General features: G+C 61.8%; 15 protein-coding genes. 2 read left to right on the forward strand and 13 right to left on the reverse strand.

The genetic code is table 11. From position 1 onward, the window contains the following. Window positions 1-6: 6 nt before the first annotated feature. From HMPREF3138_RS18970 to HMPREF3138_RS18980, 3 genes are read right to left on the reverse strand one after another with little or no spacing between them, the layout of a single operon-like run. Entirely contained in the window at window positions 7-2,250 is a 2,244-nt protein-coding gene (locus HMPREF3138_RS18970; RefSeq protein WP_070559229.1) for a TonB-dependent receptor family protein, read from the reverse strand. 39 nt (window positions 2,251-2,289) lie between these two features. Beyond that, on the reverse strand, window positions 2,290-3,036 hold the full coding sequence (locus tag HMPREF3138_RS18975) for an energy transducer TonB family protein (RefSeq protein WP_038878357.1): 747 nt from the start codon (window positions 3,034-3,036) through the stop codon (window positions 2,290-2,292). Between the two features lies 1 nt (window position 3,037). Further along, window positions 3,038-3,445 carry an ExbD/TolR family protein gene (locus tag HMPREF3138_RS18980; protein ID WP_038878355.1) on the reverse strand — a complete coding sequence of 136 codons (408 nt, stop codon included), beginning with the start codon at window positions 3,443-3,445 and terminating at the stop codon, window positions 3,038-3,040. A 529-nt stretch (window positions 3,446-3,974) separates the two neighbouring features. Here HMPREF3138_RS18980 and HMPREF3138_RS18985 point away from each other — a divergent pair. Beyond that, window positions 3,975-4,277, forward strand: coding sequence for a DUF5862 family protein (locus HMPREF3138_RS18985; RefSeq protein ID WP_033651388.1), 303 nt, complete (start codon window positions 3,975-3,977; stop codon window positions 4,275-4,277). Between the two features lie 171 nt (window positions 4,278-4,448). Here the strand turns inward: HMPREF3138_RS18985 and HMPREF3138_RS18990 are convergent, their stop codons facing one another. The 3 genes from HMPREF3138_RS18990 to HMPREF3138_RS19000 form a co-directional block, all read right to left on the reverse strand. After that, window positions 4,449-5,369, reverse strand: a complete 921-nt coding sequence (locus HMPREF3138_RS18990) for a L,D-transpeptidase family protein (protein ID WP_038878352.1) — start codon at window positions 5,367-5,369, stop codon at window positions 4,449-4,451. Window positions 5,370-5,602: 233 nt separating this feature from the next. Continuing rightward, on the reverse strand, window positions 5,603-6,478 hold the full coding sequence (locus HMPREF3138_RS18995; protein ID WP_033652832.1) for a helix-turn-helix domain-containing protein: 876 nt from the start codon (window positions 6,476-6,478) through the stop codon (window positions 5,603-5,605). Window positions 6,479-6,488: 10 nt separating this feature from the next. Next, window positions 6,489-6,866, reverse strand: a complete 378-nt coding sequence (locus HMPREF3138_RS19000; protein ID WP_038878350.1) for a hypothetical protein — start codon at window positions 6,864-6,866, stop codon at window positions 6,489-6,491. 120 nt (window positions 6,867-6,986) lie between these two features. Between HMPREF3138_RS19000 and HMPREF3138_RS19005 the strand changes: the two genes are divergently transcribed. Next, window positions 6,987-7,808, forward strand: coding sequence for an AraC family transcriptional regulator (locus HMPREF3138_RS19005; RefSeq protein ID WP_019453262.1), 822 nt, complete (start codon window positions 6,987-6,989; stop codon window positions 7,806-7,808). Window positions 7,809-7,846: 38 nt separating this feature from the next. On the opposite strand, the gene HMPREF3138_RS19010 is transcribed toward HMPREF3138_RS19005, so the two are convergent. From HMPREF3138_RS19010 to HMPREF3138_RS19040, 7 genes are all read right to left on the reverse strand, one after another. After that, window positions 7,847-8,983 (reverse strand): porin, encoded by a 1,137-nt coding sequence (locus tag HMPREF3138_RS19010; RefSeq protein ID WP_038878347.1) that lies wholly within the window; start codon window positions 8,981-8,983, stop codon window positions 7,847-7,849. 371 nt (window positions 8,984-9,354) lie between these two features. Then, on the reverse strand, window positions 9,355-10,125 hold the full coding sequence (locus HMPREF3138_RS19015) for a 3-hydroxybutyrate dehydrogenase (protein WP_038878344.1): 771 nt from the start codon (window positions 10,123-10,125) through the stop codon (window positions 9,355-9,357). Window positions 10,126-10,137: 12 nt separating this feature from the next. Continuing rightward, a complete protein-coding gene (locus tag HMPREF3138_RS19020; RefSeq protein WP_038878340.1) occupies window positions 10,138-11,529 on the reverse strand; it encodes a GntP family permease in 1,392 nt (463 codons plus the stop codon). A gap of 45 nt (window positions 11,530-11,574) precedes the next feature. Beyond that, window positions 11,575-12,498 (reverse strand): 3-hydroxyacyl-CoA dehydrogenase family protein, encoded by a 924-nt coding sequence (locus tag HMPREF3138_RS19025; protein ID WP_038878337.1) that lies wholly within the window; start codon window positions 12,496-12,498, stop codon window positions 11,575-11,577. A gap of 18 nt (window positions 12,499-12,516) precedes the next feature. Continuing rightward, window positions 12,517-13,701, reverse strand: coding sequence for an acetyl-CoA C-acetyltransferase (locus tag HMPREF3138_RS19030; RefSeq protein WP_038878334.1), 1,185 nt, complete (start codon window positions 13,699-13,701; stop codon window positions 12,517-12,519). 14 nt (window positions 13,702-13,715) lie between these two features. Further along, complete coding sequence (locus tag HMPREF3138_RS19035; protein ID WP_038878331.1) at window positions 13,716-14,369, reverse strand: CoA transferase subunit B; 654 nt, start codon at window positions 14,367-14,369, stop codon at window positions 13,716-13,718. Between the two features lie 11 nt (window positions 14,370-14,380). After that, complete coding sequence (locus HMPREF3138_RS19040) at window positions 14,381-15,079, reverse strand: CoA transferase subunit A (protein ID WP_004933280.1); 699 nt, start codon at window positions 15,077-15,079, stop codon at window positions 14,381-14,383. Between the last annotated feature and the right edge of the window lie 77 nt (window positions 15,080-15,156).

The raw sequence follows: 15,156 nt of genomic DNA on the forward strand, positions 1-15,156 counted from the left end.
ATTCAGTTAAAAGGTGGCTTCCAGCGAGACGCTGAAGGTGCGTTCTTCGCCGACGTTGTAATACGGCGTGCTGGCCTTCACGCCGCCGTAAGGCGCCGCGTTAAAGGTGGTAGTGCGCACCGAGGTCAGGTATTCCTTGTCAAACAGGTTGCTGATGCCAAAGCGCAGCGCGGCGCTTTTGACGATTTTCTTGTCCACCGGCAGATGCACCCCCGCCGCCAGATCGAACACCGTGCGGCCGCCGATCTTCTCGTCGTTGGTCAGATCGCCGTAGAACGAACTGACGTACTTGCCGCTGACGCTGCCGTAATACAGCCCGTCGTCATAACCCAGCGTCATGTTCAGCAGGTTTTTCGGCACGTTCGGCACCTCTTTGCCGGAGGTCGGCAGCGGCAGCCCGCCGTTGCTGACAATGTCGCTCTTCTGCTTCGACTCGGTGTAGGTATAAGAGGTGTAGTAGTTGAAGTTATGCGGCAGTTGGCCGCTCCACTCCAGCTCCAGCCCTTTGTTCTCCACGTTGCCGATGTTCATCATCTCGTAGTCGCCGGCCGAGTTGGTGGTGGAGATTTGGCGATCGCTGTAGCGCATGTAAAACAGCGTGGCGCTCAGCAGCATGTCTTCCTGCTGGAAACGCCAGCCCAGTTCGTGGTTCCAGCTCAGTTCCGGCTTGGTGCTGAGCGAGTCGCCGACGTTGTACAGCACGTAGTTTGGCGGCGTGCGCATGTTGCGCGTCAGGTTGTAGAACACCTGGTTTTCCTGATTCACCTTATAGCTGGCGCTGAAGTTCGGCAGGAATTCATGATAGGTGGCTTTGCGCTTCTCCGGCACGTTGTACAGGCTGCCGCGGTTGTCCCCTTTGCGCTCCACGTACTGATAGGCCAGGCCGCCGACGAAGGTCCAGTCCGGCGTGGCGAACCAGGTGTCCTGCAGCCACACCTTCTGCGCCGGGGTGATGGTGTACTGGTTGCGCCCCTGAACGGTGTTGCCGTTGGCGTCCTTCACCTGATCGGATCCGCCCGGCTGGCCCCAAATCTGCGACGGGTTACCGTCGCCCTTGATGCTGATGAACGGCTGGGTCTGCAGCTGACGCGCGCGCTCATACCAGTAGCCGACGTCCAGGCTGTGCTGCTCGTTGATGTCCCACTTCAGCTTGGTGGTGATGTCAGGCCGCCAGGTTTGGGTCCACGACGGGCGGTAATAGGTGTTGGATTTCAGGTTGCTGAGATCGTACTGCCCGGCCTTGCTGGAGGTGTTGGACAGCACCGACGCCGTCTGGCCGTTGAAGCTGCCGCCGTTGCCCCAGTAGTAATACGGCTGCAGAGTCAGCGACAGGTTATCGCGCAGCTGCAGCTTCTGGGTGAACGACAGCGTGAAGTTTTCGAACGGGTTGCGTTCAATCTTGTAATACTTGTTCAACTGCCCTTTGTTGTTGTACTCCGGCGTGGTGGCATAGTCGGTGTCACGGCCGTCGTTTTCGAACTGCGCCTTGCTCAGGGTGTTGTAGTTGGTGTTGTTCTGGCGGTTGTACTTCATCACCAGATTGCTGCTGTTGCCGTTGCCGTCTTCATACAGCGAGTTCATCTCGAACTTGTCGGAGTACAGCCGCCCCTCGCCGCGCCACTTCTTCGCTTCGGTGTGCGAATAGGAGAGCCAGTTGCTGAAGCCGTTGTACTCGCCGGTGTCCAGGCGGGCGAAGGTTTTGCTCAGGCTGTTGCTGCCCAGCGTTTGCTTGACGAAACCGCCGAAGTCTTTCGCCGGGCGGCGCGTTACCAGGCCGATGTTGCCGCCGCTGGAGCCGATGTGCGGGCCGTCCGCTTCGGAAGAGCCCTGGGTGACGAACACCTCTTCCAGGTTTTCCGCATCGCCCAGCAGGTTCGGGTATACCGCGTAGTTGCCGGAGTCGTTGATCGGGATGCCGTCCATCGACAGGCCGATCTGATCCGAGTTCATGCCGCGCATGGTGTAGTCCACGCCGCTCAGGCCGCTGGCGTCATTGCTGTTGACGTTGAGGCCCGGCGTGAACTTCAGCTTGTCGATGGCGTTGGCCGCCGACGGCATTTTATCCATCGCCTCTTTGGTGACGGTGGAACGCGCCTTGGCGCTGTCATCCTGCACCATCATGCCGCCGCCGAGCGACTGCCCCTTGACGCTGATGGTGCCGACATCGGTGGCGTCGGCCGCCAGCGCGGCACCCGGCAGCATCGCCGACATCACCGCCAGATAGATCCCAGAACGATTAAACGATTTCATTGTGTGCATCCCATAAAAATCAAACGATTAACCCTTGCGCTAAGGCGCCTGATAATTGAACGTTGCGGTAAATCTTTTGGTTGTTTGCCCGGCGAACGCCTCGCTCGGGAACGGCTTCACTGAACTGATGCTTTGCAGGCTGCTCATCGCCGCGCGGTTCAGCAGCATGCTGGCGGCTTTGTTGGCGATGCCGGAAGAGAGCACCCGCCCGCTGCGATCGACCTCCAGCCACACTTCGACGTTGCCCTGCGGGCGCTCGAGCGAGGCCTGGCGACCGCTCGGGTAGCGCTTGCGCTGTTCCAGCTCGCGGCGCAAGGCCAGCAGATAGCCGTTTTCAATCGCCTGCGCGTTCACCTTCGGCGCCACCGGGGCGGCCGGGGCGGGCTGCGCCGCCGGTTTGCTGACCAGCGCGCGCGGGGCGGCAGGCGCCGGCGTCGCTTTAGGCTTCTCTACCGGTTTGGCTTTCTCCTTCACCGGTTTGGGTTTGGGCTTCGGCTGCGGTTTCGGCACCGGCTTGGCTTCCACGATCGGTTCCGGCGCCGGCACCACCGGTTCGGGGATCGGCTCCGGCTCGGGCGGAGGCGGTTCGGGCTGGGGGTCCGGCGGCGTTTGCGGTTGGGGTTCAGGCGCCGGTTCAGGCTCCACCAGCGCCAGTTCGATGGCGGTTTCGTCGTAGCGCGGCTGGATCTTCAGCGCCGCCTGCTGGCTGGCGAACAGCAGGCAACCGGCGACAATCAGCGCCGGCAGCCAGCTGAAAAGATGACGTGAGCGATAGAGCAGATACATGTCACAGCTTCCGTGTCGCGATGGAGACGGAGAGAAAACCGCCCTGGCGCAGGTTGTCCATGACCGCCACCAGCCGCTCGACCGCCACGCCCTTGTCGCTGTTGACGATGATGGTGGTGGTCTGGTTGGCCTGCTGCTGTTGCTTCAGCGTATTAACCAACGCGTCGAGCGCGATCGGCTGGCCATCCAGCTGCAGCTGCTCGTCGGCCCCCAGCGTGACGATCGCTTTTTTCTGCGGTTTCAGCTGCTGCGCGCTGCCGGCAGACGGCAGCTGCGTTTTCAGCCCGAGCGCCGGAATGACGTTCAGGCTGATCAAGACGAAAAACACCAATAAAAACATCATCACGTCGATCATCGGGATCAGCTCGATGTGCGCTTTATTCTTTTTCGGTTCGTTCCAGTTACGCATGACACTCCCTCCCAAAAGCGAAGCAGCCAATATAGGAGGGGTTTGTTTACCTTTTGTTACGCTTGTGTGATCTTATTTTCACAGTGTGGATTTTTTGCGAGAATTCTTTCAATGACGGGAGGCGAGCGCGGAGATATAACCCATTAATTAGTTATAGTTTTTAATGGAATAATCACAGGGCGGACGCATTCGCCTAACGGGTAACAGAGCCTGAAATGTGAAAATAGTGACAGCCACAGCGGACCCACGGCAACGACAAGAGGAAATCGCCTCAGCCCGTCCGCAATAAGGGCATGATGGGTTCTCCAGTGATATCGCCTTTTTTAACCAAGAACATTCTCAACCCCTGTCATAAAAATATCGACAAAAAATAAATATTCGCATATATAACCAAACAATATTTCTCATTGGATATATTATTGCCAACAGATTATCAGCTGTTATATTTTTAAAGTGAAATAGCGCTACGGCGTTATTTTCGAATTTAATCAAACCCACTAAGTCGCCCTTTTATTTATAAGGATTGTATATGAAAGTACTTAGTCAATATGAAGAACAGTACGTTAGCGGTGGCGATCTGAACGCGGCCTGGGATGGGCTGCTGGACGGCGCTATGACCGGCGCGCTGATTGCAGGCAAATCCGCAGGCGCAGGTGGCTTTATTGCCGGTGCCGTCGGCCAACTGGTCGGCACCCTCATCGGCGGCGTTGCAGGCGGTGTGGGGCTGGGGCTTTATGGCCTGACGCATACGCAGCAGGAAGTGGCGGACTACGCAAAACATTTCCGTGAAACTATCGGCTCCACCTCGACCTCAGTCGGCGGCAGCCTGTAATAGAAATAAAATGGCCGCCGACACGGCGGCTATTTTATTTCTGACGCGCGGGGAATAAAAAACCGTTAATCACGGTGACGCGCCCGGCGTAAATATCCTGACAGCACTTCAGGCCATAAAAAAAGACGCCCGCAGGCGTCTTCTTGGCATTGTCACTGAAGCCCGAGGCGATCAGTTCACTTTCACCGGCATACCGGAACGGGCCTTGATCGCCGCGTCCACTTCGCTCTGGTTGACGCCGGCGTCCATCAGCACTTTGCCGACCGGCGCGGAGATGGTCAGCGGCACCGGATCTTTCGATTGCAGCTGCTCTTCGTTGGCCGACAGCGGGTTGTGCACTTCCACGTAGCGCGAGCCGTCCGGTTCGACGGTGGCTTTCATCGGTTCGTTGATGAACTGCACGCGGGTGCCGACCGGCACTTTCTCGAACAGGTACTTGATGTCGTCGGCGCGCAGACGCACGCAGCCGTGGCTCACGCGCAGGCCGATGCCGAAGTTGGCGTTGGTGCCGTGAATCGCATACAGGCGGCCAACATACAGCGCATACAGCCCCATCGGGTTATCCGGGCCGGCCGGGAACACCGCAGGCAGAATTTCACCGTCGGCCGCATATTCGGCGCGCATCTTGGCGGTCGGCGTCCAGGTCGGGCCGTCTTTCTTGCGTTGTACGGTGGTGGTCCAGTTCAGCGGGGTGTCTTTACCCAGCTGGCCGATACCGATCGGCAGCACCACCACGGTGTTGGACCCTTTCGGGTAGTAGTACAGACGCATCTCGGCGCTGTTGATGATGATGCCTTCACGCGGCGCGTCCGGCAGGATCAGCTGCTGCGGGATGGTCAGGGTGCTGCCGGCCTTCGGCAGGAACGGATCCACGCCCGGGTTGGCCTCCAGCATGTTGCTCAGCCCCATCTGATACTGGGCGGCGAAGCTTTCCAGCGGCAGTTTGCTGTCTTCCGGTACGGTGATTTGGATATTCTCGCCCACCAAACGGCTGTCTTTTGGCGGCAGCGGGTAGACGACGGCGAAGGCAGCCTGGCTGAATGCAACCAGTGCCGTAAACAGGGTTAATAACGCGCGAATGCTCATTTTCATCTTCGTGTTGGTCAAGGCCACTGGCGATTATGGATATCGGTTTCTACGGCCACTTTACCCCGTTGCATTTCAGCCGGCAGCCAACGGCGCTGCGGCCTGAAAAACCAGGGGGGATTTGACCGGATGCGCATTATATGTGCACATCAATCAAAGTGTGAACCATTACCGATGTAATATCGCAATTTTTTGTAACCTGACGCGCCACGAAGGCGACTTTTTGCGAGAACCGCCGCCTAACCGGCGGCGGCCAACGCTTCCACCCGCCGAATAGGGATCAGATATTCGCAGCGGATCGCCGCGCCGCCGAGCGGGCAGCTGCCCTCCTGCGCCGGGTAGAAACGCTCGATATCCTGCCCCGGCCGGCGGACGGCGTTCATCTGCGGCATCGCGGTGTCGTACAGCCGCACGATAAAGTTTTGTAACCCTTCCGCCTGCCCTTGATAGGTGAAGCGGGCATACTCCCCCTGTTCGATAGTCACCCGCTCCCCCATCGCCCCTTCGTCCGGCAGAGCGGCGGTATAGGCCATGCGCGGATTACCCCGGCGTTGCCTGTCAACCTCCAGACTGGTGAGGCCGTATACCACCTCCGGCAGCGCCTGCGGCTGCAGCAGCTGCCGCCAGGCGTGGCGGCGCAGCTCGCACTTGGAAGCCGCCAGCTGCCCCAGCGTAAAGCTGCGGCGCTGGGTGTTGCCCACCAGCTGCATGGCGGGCAGCGTCACGATGTCGGCCTGCGGCAACGGCGTTTCGGTCAGCCGCAGCGGCGGCTGCAGGCCGTAGCTCGACCAATCCTGGCTGCGGCGATAGCTGGCCGGCGGCAGACCGAACTGTTTGCGGAAGCAACGGGTGAAGGTCTGCTGCGAATCGAACTGGTAAGTATCGGCGATGCAGGCCACGCTGGTGCCGGTCAGGCGCAGTTCGCGCGCGGCGGCGGTCAGCCTTCTGCGGCGGGCGTAAGTGCCGAGAATATGGCCGGTATGTTGCTTGAACATCCGCTGCAAATGCCACTTGGAGTAGCCGGACTTGGCGGCAATGTCGTCCAGCGTCAGCGGCTGATCCAGGCTCTGCTCGATCCAGGCCAGCAGCTGTTCAATCACCTGTTGCTGGTGCATGGTATTCCCCTTATTTTAACAATAACGTCTGCGCCAATACCCGCCCTGCGGCTGCATCGGCGGCCACCAGCACCGGATAACCCCAGAACTTGGCGCCGTATTCGGCGAATTCTTCCGCCGCCGCGCGTTTGGCGTCGTCCGGTTCCAGCATGATCATGCCTTTCACCCACAGCTTCAGCGCCTCGCGGTTATCGCGTTTCCACAGCGCGACCTGGGTGCGGGCATCGCGGTCATGTTCTTGTTCTTCATCGCCGACGCTGCGGTCGGTCATCAGGACAAAGGGTTCGGCGCGCGCCAGCAGCGCGCTGAATTCGGCCAGTTCGGCCTGGGTATCGCGCCCGTTTTGGCGCATCCATACCAGCGGAAAATCGGCGGTATCCAATGACATAATCAGTTTCCTCAGGAAAGGGTGTAGGACTGGCGCTTACTTTATCGGCACCGGCGCTAGACCACATTGCGCAATCAGGACATAATACTTTTCAATTCCGCCAAATTGAGAATTGTTCTCATGAAAGTACAGATCCCCCGCCACTGTCTGGATATCGATCAGGTGCCACGCCCGCTGTTTGCCCTGCAAGGTTCGACCCTCGAACAGGACTGGGAAGTGGAGCCGCACCGCCATCAGAAGGCGCAGCTGATCTACACGGTACGCGGCATGATCCGCTGCGAAGTGGAAAACGGGCTGTGGCTGGTGCCGCCGCAGTGCGCGCTGTGGATGCCGGGCAACGTGTTGCACAACGCCCAGGGCGCCGGCTCCACCGAGGCCTACTGCCTGTTCGTCGATCAACATGCCGCCGCCGGTCTGCCGCAAAACTGCTGCACGCTGTCGGTCTCGCCGCTGCTGCGCGAGCTGCTGCTGCAGGCCAGCACCTTCGAGCCGCTCTACGACGAACAGGGCGCCGAAGGGCGCCTGACGGCGGTATTGCTGGACCAGCTGGCGGCCGCGCCGATCGAGAACCTGCATCTGCCGGTGTCCGACGACGCGCGCATTCGGCAGTTGACCGAAGGCATGCTGAGCAGCCCGGCGGACAAATCCACCCTCGGGCAGTGGGCGCAGCGCATCGGCATGAGCGAGCGCTCCCTCAGCCGCACCTTGCAACAGCAGATGGGTATGAGCTTCGGCCACTGGCGGCGCCAGCTGCACGTCATGCTGGCGCTGCAGCGCCTGACGCAGGGCGAGAGCGTACAGACGGTGGCGCTGGATCTGGGCTACGAGAGCGCCAGCGGCTTCGTCACCATGTTCAGAAAGGCGGTAGGCAAACCGCCGGCGCGCTACCTGGCGGAGCGCAACGCCTCTGGAGAGACCCTGGGCGGCGCAATTACCATGTGAAAAAGCCGGCGCAGGCGCCGGCTTGAAGCAGGTGAGAATCAGAAGTCGTAGAACACCGTAATCCAGGTGGAGTCCGGCTCGTTGTCGCTGCTGTTGGCCAGCGTGCGCTCCACATACACCGACAGACCGTAACCGATGGTGGTGCCCGCGCCGAGGTAAACGTGGTTGGCGTGATACGCCTCGTCACCCTTCAGCCGCAGCGAGTCCGCCGCCACGTAAGGCTGGATCGATTTGAGGAACGGCTTGTCGATATTGAAGGTGTAACCGACGAAGCCTTCCAGCCCGTAGCCGTCACCGGCGAAGAAGTGCGACAGCGTGCGCTGGCGGGTGCTCGGCACATAGTCTTTGTAGTAGCTGGCGGTGCCGACGATGTACCAGTTGTTCGGCTGCCAGGTTAACGCGGTGCCGGACAGCTGCTGGTGATAATCCTTTTCGCTGTACAGATTGTCTTTGATCTTCGCGTCGGTATAACTGTAGGCCGCGCTGAAGGTGAAATCCTTCGTCACCTTGTAATCGAAGCCCAGCCCGCCCCCGCCCTTGCGGCGATAAATCAGGTTATCCGCGGTGTGCAGATCGTCTTCCGGCAATAAATAGTTGGCGTACAGCGTTACCGGCCCGAAATCATTGGTGTACTTGATGCTGTTTTTCGGTTTATTGCCGCCGTCGTAGTCGCCGGAAATACCGATGCCGGTGCCACCCGCATGGCCATCGTTATCCCAGACGTCGCTTTTGATGCCGACCACCGAATAATAGATGCCGTATTGATGGCCGTAGGTCAGGGTGCCGTAACGATCGTCTTTGAAACCGGCGTACAGCTGGCGCTGATAGTCGCGCTTGCCGTCTTCGTTATAGTGCCCGTCCCAGCTGAGCGCATGCGCCAGATCGACGCCCCACTCGTAGTAGCCGATGATCGAAGTGTCCTGCGTCAGCGCATAGTCGCCGCTGAAGCGAAAACGCGTGCCGCCGTCGTGGCCATTTTTGTCATAGCCCGGCTCCGGGCCGTTATTGAAGATCCACTCGGGGCGAATACTGCCGCCCACTTTTATACTGAGCGGCGCCAGCAACACATTGCTCTGCGGGTTTTTATCCAGAATGGTGATCTCGGCCTGTGCGCCGGCGGATAACGCCGACAGCAAGACGCCGCCAATGAATATTGGCGTTGTATTTTTTCTCATTATTACCCCTGCCCGAAAAAATTATTGTTATAAACACGGTGGTCTTAAGCCACGCAGAAATAATTAACCGATGTGAACAGCGCACGCAAGATATAAAGATTCACGCCATAACCTGTCATTATTTCAGGTTGGATTTAATTTCAGCAAAAACGTGTTCATATGTAACGCAGAGAAAAATAATGTAATAACCGCAGCACGAAATAAACCAATCCGCACGTTTCACCCAAAATAAACCGGCGTGATTATCCGGGAATAAAAATAGCAAATAACAAATAAATATTATTGCCGCAGATAAACCGTCACGCAGGGGAATTAACTGATGGCGGGAAATAACGACGGAGCGCGTTGCGCGCTCCGAGAGAGAGAATTCACTACTGCGCCAGCCAACCGCCGTCCATGTTCCAGGCGGCGCCGCGCACCTGCGCCGCCGCATCGCTGCACAGGAACAGCGCCAGCTCACCGAGCTGCTCTGGCGTAACGAACGCTTGCGAAGGCTGCTTCTCCGCCAACAGCTCATCGCGCGCCCGCTGCGGGTCGGTCCCGGCGGCAATGCGTTTGTCGATCTGCTGCTGCACCAGCGGCGTCAGCACCCAGCCGGGGCAAATGGCGTTGCAGGTGACGGGCGTGCGCGCGGTCTCCAGCGCCAGCGTCTTGGTCAGCCCCACCACGCCGTGCTTGGCCGCCACATAGGCCGACTTGTCTTTCGACGCCACCAGCCCGTGCACCGACGCCACGTTGATGATGCGCCCCCAGTTGCGCTCACGCATCCCCGGCAGCGCCAATCGGCAGGTGTGGAACACCGCCGACAGGTTGATGGCGAGGATGGCGTTCCATTTCTCCACCGGGAACTGATCCAGCGGCGCCACGTGCTGAATGCCGGCGTTGTTCACCAGAATATCCACGCCGCCGAACTCGCGTTCGGCATACTGCATCATGTCCGCTATCTGGGCCGCATCGCCGAGATCGGCGCCGTGATACCCCGGCGCGGCGCCCAGCCGCGCGACCTGCGCTTGCGCCTGCTCCACGTCGCCGAAGCCGTTGAGGATCACGCGCGCGCCGGCGGCGGCCAACACGGACGCTATCCCGAGGCCGATGCCGCTGGTCGAGCCGGTCACCAGCGCGGTTTTGCCTTGTACACTCATGGTATCGCTCCTTTAAACAATGCCGGTCAGGTAGAACACGCCGATCACGAACAGCACCGCGGCGCTCTTGATCAGGGTGATGGCGAAGATGCCGCCATAGGCCTGCCGGTGGCTAAGGCCGGTGATCGCCAGCAGGGTGATCACCGCGCCGTTGTGCGGCAAGGTGTCCATGCCACCGCTGGCCATCGAGGCCACCCGGTGCAGCACCTCCAGCGGAATCTGTGCCGCATGGGCAGCGGCGATAAAGCTGTCGGACATCGCCGCCAGCGCGATGCTCATGCCGCCGGAGGCCGATCCGGTGATGCCGGCCAACAGGGTGACGCTGATCGCTTCGTTCAGCAGCAGATTAGGGATCGCCGACAGCGCCTGCGACAGCACCAAAAAGCCCGGCAGCGCGGCGATCACCGCGCCGAAGCCGTATTCGGAGGCGGTGTTCATCGCCGCCAGGATCGCGCCGCCGACCGCCGTCTTGCTGCCTTCCGCCAGCCGGCCGCGAATATTGCGAAAGCCGAACACCACCACCAGCAGAATACCCGACACCAGCGCCGCTTCCACCGCCCAGATGGCGGTGATCTTCGCCACGTCGGTGGCGATCGGCTTGGCCAGCCCCGGCAGCGTCAGCTCGTGGCTGGCGCCGTACCACTGCGGGATCCAATGGGTGAAGCCAAGGTTGAATACCCCGACCAAAATCAACGGCAGGATGGCGATCAGCGGGTTCGGCAGGTTGATGTCGTCCGGGGTTTCCGGCTCGTTCAGCAGATCGGTGCCGTACCCTTCTCCCTTCAGCTGCGCTTTGCGCCGCTGGCGTTCAAGATACAGCAGACCGACCGCGATGATGAACAGCGAGCCGATCAGCCCCAGCCAGGGCGCGGCCCAGGCATTGGTGCCGAAGAAGCTGGTCGGGATGATGTTTTGGATCTGCGGCGTGCCGGGCAAGGCGTCCATGGTGAAGGAGAAGGCACCGAGCGCCACGGTGGCCGGGATCAGCCGCTTGGGGATACCGCTCTGGCGAAACAGCTCGGCGGCGAACGGATAGACCGCGAACGCCACCACGAACAGCGACACCCCGCCGTAGGTCAGCAGTGCGCACACCAGCACGATCACCGGAATGGCGTGACGCCGGCCGAGAATGCGGATCGCCGCCGCGACGATCGAACGGGAGAAGCCGGACAGCTCGATCAGCTTGCCGAACACCGCCCCCAGCAGGAACACCGGGAAGTAGAGCTTCACGAAGCCGACCATCTTCTCCATAAACAGCCCGGTGAAGGTCGGCGCCACCGCGCCGGGATCGGTCAACAGCACCGCGCCCAGCGCGGCGATCGGGGCGAACAAAATCACGCTGTAGCCGCGGTAGGCGGCCAGCATCAGTAATCCCAGTGCTGCCAGGGCAATCAAAACGCTCATCGGTCACCTCAGTATCGTTGTTATTGTCAGGTACGGAGTGCGAAATTACGGTTTCAGCGCAAAGCGCAGCTGATGCGCCCGTCGCCGTTGAATGCGTTCCCTGCGTGCGTCATCCCAAAGATAAAATCCCCGGCCGCTGCGCTGGCCGGTATCGCCGCGCTGCAGCCGCTGTTCCACCAGCGCCATCATCTCGTCGCCGGTCGCCAGTTCCGGGAACAGGTGGCGGGCGATGTCCGCCACCGTCGGCAGCCCGGTCATGTCGGCGGCCTCCAGCGGGCCAACCATGGCGTAGCGCCGCCCCAGCGAGGCGCGCATCACCTGATCCACCACCTCGGCGCTGGCGATGCCGCTGTGGACGATGTGCAGCGCCTCGCGCAGCACCGCAAACTGCAGCCGGTTGCCGACAAACCCCGGCGCGGCGCGCTCCAGCAGCACCGCCTCCAGCGCCATCCCGCCGAGCAGCGCCTGCACCGCCGCCAGATGGCGCGGCTCGGTGGCGCGGCCGGGCACGATCTCCACCAGCGGGATCAGGTGCGGCGGGTGCCAGAAGTGGGCGATCAGCAGGCGCTGCGGGTGGGTCATGCGCGCCGCCAGCTCGTCCGGCGGCAGGCCGCTGGTGTTGCTGGCAATCACCGCGTCGTCGGCGATCAGCCCTTCCAACTGCTCATACAGCGCGTGCTTCAGCTCGAGCCGTTCCGGGATCGCCTCGATCAGCAGCCGGGCGCGCGCCACGTCGTTCAGCTCGCCGGTCACGCGCAGGCGCGCCAGCGCCGCGTCGCGCCCAGCGTTATCAAACTGCCCGACGTCGCTCAGCTCGGCCAGAATGCCGCTCGCCACCGCCGGCGCCTCCACCCGGCGCTGCGGATCCGGGTCATACAGCAGCACCTCATGGCCGTGGCGAATAAAGTGGGTGGCGATGCCCACCCCCATCAATCCGGCGCCCAGTACCGCATAGTCAGATGACTGCATCGTGCCCTCCTCGGTTGTTTACGGGCGCTCTACCGCCAGCGCCACGCCCTGCCCGCCGCCGATGCACAGCATCGCCAGCCCCTTGTTCACCCCGCGGCGCTGCATTTCGTACAGCAGCGACACCAAAATGCGGCAGCCGGACGCGCCGATCGGATGCCCCAGCGCGATCGCTCCGCCGTTGACGTTGACCCGCTCCGCATCCCAGCCCAGTTCTTTGCCCACCGCCAGCGCCTGCGCGGCAAAGGCTTCGTTAGCTTCGATCAGATCGACCTCCTCCAGCCGCCAGCCGGCTTTCTCCAGGCAGCGGCGCGCGGCCGGCGCCGGGCCGATGCCCATGATCGCCGGATCGACGCCCGACGAAGCGTAACCGGTAATGTGCGCTAGCACCGGCAAGCGCAGCGCGGCGGCTTTTTCCGCGCTCATCAGCAGCACCACGGCGGCGCCGTCGTTGAGCGACGAGGCGTTGCCGGCGGTCACCGTGCCCTCTTTGCGAAACGCCGGGCGCAGCCGCGCCAGCGCCTCCAGGCTGGTATCGCGCGGCTGTTCGTCGTGCTTAACAAGCAACGCTTCGCCCTTCGGCTTCGGCACCGTCACCGGCGTGATCTCCCGCTCGAACCGCCCGGCCTGCTGCGCCGCCTGCGCCTTCTGCTGCGAACGCAGCGCAAAGCTGTCCTGCTCGGCGCGGCTGATGGCGTATTTCTCCGCCAGGTTCTCGGCGGTGATGCCCATGTGGTAGTCGTTGAAGGCGTCCCACAGGCCGTCGTGGATCACGCTGTCCACCATCTGCGCGTGACCGAGGCGCAGACCGGCGCGCGCGCCGGCCATCAGGTAAGGCGACTGGCTCATGCTCTCCTGGCCGCCGGCGATCACCGCCTCGGCGTCACCGCTGCGGATCGCCTGCACCGCCAGATGCACCGCCTTCAAACCGGAGCCGCACACCTTGTTGATGGTCAGCGCCGGCGTCGTCACGGGCAGCCCGGCATTCAGCGCGGTCTGGCGCGCCGGATTCTGCCCGCAGCCGGCGGTCAGCACCTGGCCGAGGATCACTTCATCGATCTGCTGCGGCGCCACCCCGCTTTGCGCCAGCAGACCCTGCACCGCCGCCGTGCCCAGTTCCACCGCCGTCAACGGCGCCAGCGCGCCGTGAAAACTGCCGACCGGCGTGCGCGTCGCCGCCACGATCACCACTTCACGTTGTTGCACATTCACCTCCTGTCTCAGAAACGCATTTCCGGCACTTGCTCCGGCACGATCAGGCGGCCGGCGGTTTTGGCGACAATCTCCGCCACGCTGACGCCCGGCGCGCGCTCGCGCAGCACGAAGGCGCCGTCTTCAATTTCCAGATAGGCCAGATCGGTCAATACCTTGCGGATGCAGTTGGCGCCGGTCAGCGGCAGCGTGCAGCGCGGCAGCAGCTTGGACTCGCCGCCCTTCGAGGCGTGGGTCATCACCACGATGATGTTCTCCGCCCCCGCCACCAGATCCATCGCGCCGCCCATGCCTTTGACCATCTTGCCGGGGATCATCCACGAGGCGATGTTGCCCTCGACGTCCACTTCAAACGCCCCCAGCACGGTCAGATCGACATGGCCGCCGCGGATCATGGCGAACGACTGCGCCGAATCGAAGATCGACGCGCCGATACGCGCGGTGACCGTCTGCTTGCCGGCGTTGATCATGTCGGCGTCCAGCTGCTGCTCGGTCGGGAACTCGCCCATCCCCAGCAGGCCGTTTTCCGACTGCAGCATCACGTCCATGCCCGCCGGCACGTAGTTGGCCACCAGCGTCGGGATGCCGATGCCCAGGTTGACGTAGTAACCGTCCCGCAGCTCTTGTGCCACGCGCTGCGCCATTTGTTCACGGGTAAGCATGCAAATTCTCCTTATGCCCGCAGGGTGCGTTGTTCGATACGCTTTTCGAAGGTGCCCTGAATCAGCCGGTCGACGTAGATGCCGGGGGTGTGGATCGCCGCCGGATCCAGCTCGCCCGGTGCGACGATCTCTTCCACTTCCACCACCGTGATGCGCCCGGCGGTCGCCATCAGCGGATTGAAGTTCTGTGCGGTGTGGCGGTAGATGACGTTGCCGAAGTGATCGGCCTTCCAGCCTTTAACGATGGCGAAATCGCCGGTGATGGCGGTTTCCATGATGTAAGGGCGGCCGTTGAACTCGCGCACCTCTTTGCCTTCGGCGATCGGCGTGCCGTAACCGGTGGCGGTGAAAAACGCCGGGATACCGGCGCCGCCGGCGCGGATCTTCTCCGCCAGCGTGCCCTGCGGCGTGAGATCCACCTCCAGTTCGCCGCTGAGCGCCTGCTGCTCGAACAGCGCGTTTTCGCCGACGTAAGATCCCACCACCTTGCGGATCTGATGGGTTTCCAGCAGCCGCCCGAGGCCGAACCCGTCGACGCCGCAGTTGTTGGAGACCACCGTCAACCCGCGCACGCCGCGCCGGCGGATCTCTTCGATCAGGTTTTCCGGGATGCCGCACAGGCCAAAGCCGCCCGCCAGCACCGTCATGTTGTCCGTCAGGCCTGCCAGCGCTTCCTGGTAGCTGCCGACGCGTTTGTCGAGCCCTGCCATATCGTTGCCCCTGCATGTTGCGGCGCAGGGCGAAATGCCCTGGCTTGCGTGAGGGCATCTTCAGGTCACAAAAATGA

Source organism: Serratia sp. HMSC15F11, from assembly GCF_001808215.1.
Classification (GTDB): Bacteria; Pseudomonadota; Gammaproteobacteria; order Enterobacterales; family Enterobacteriaceae; genus Serratia; species Serratia nevei.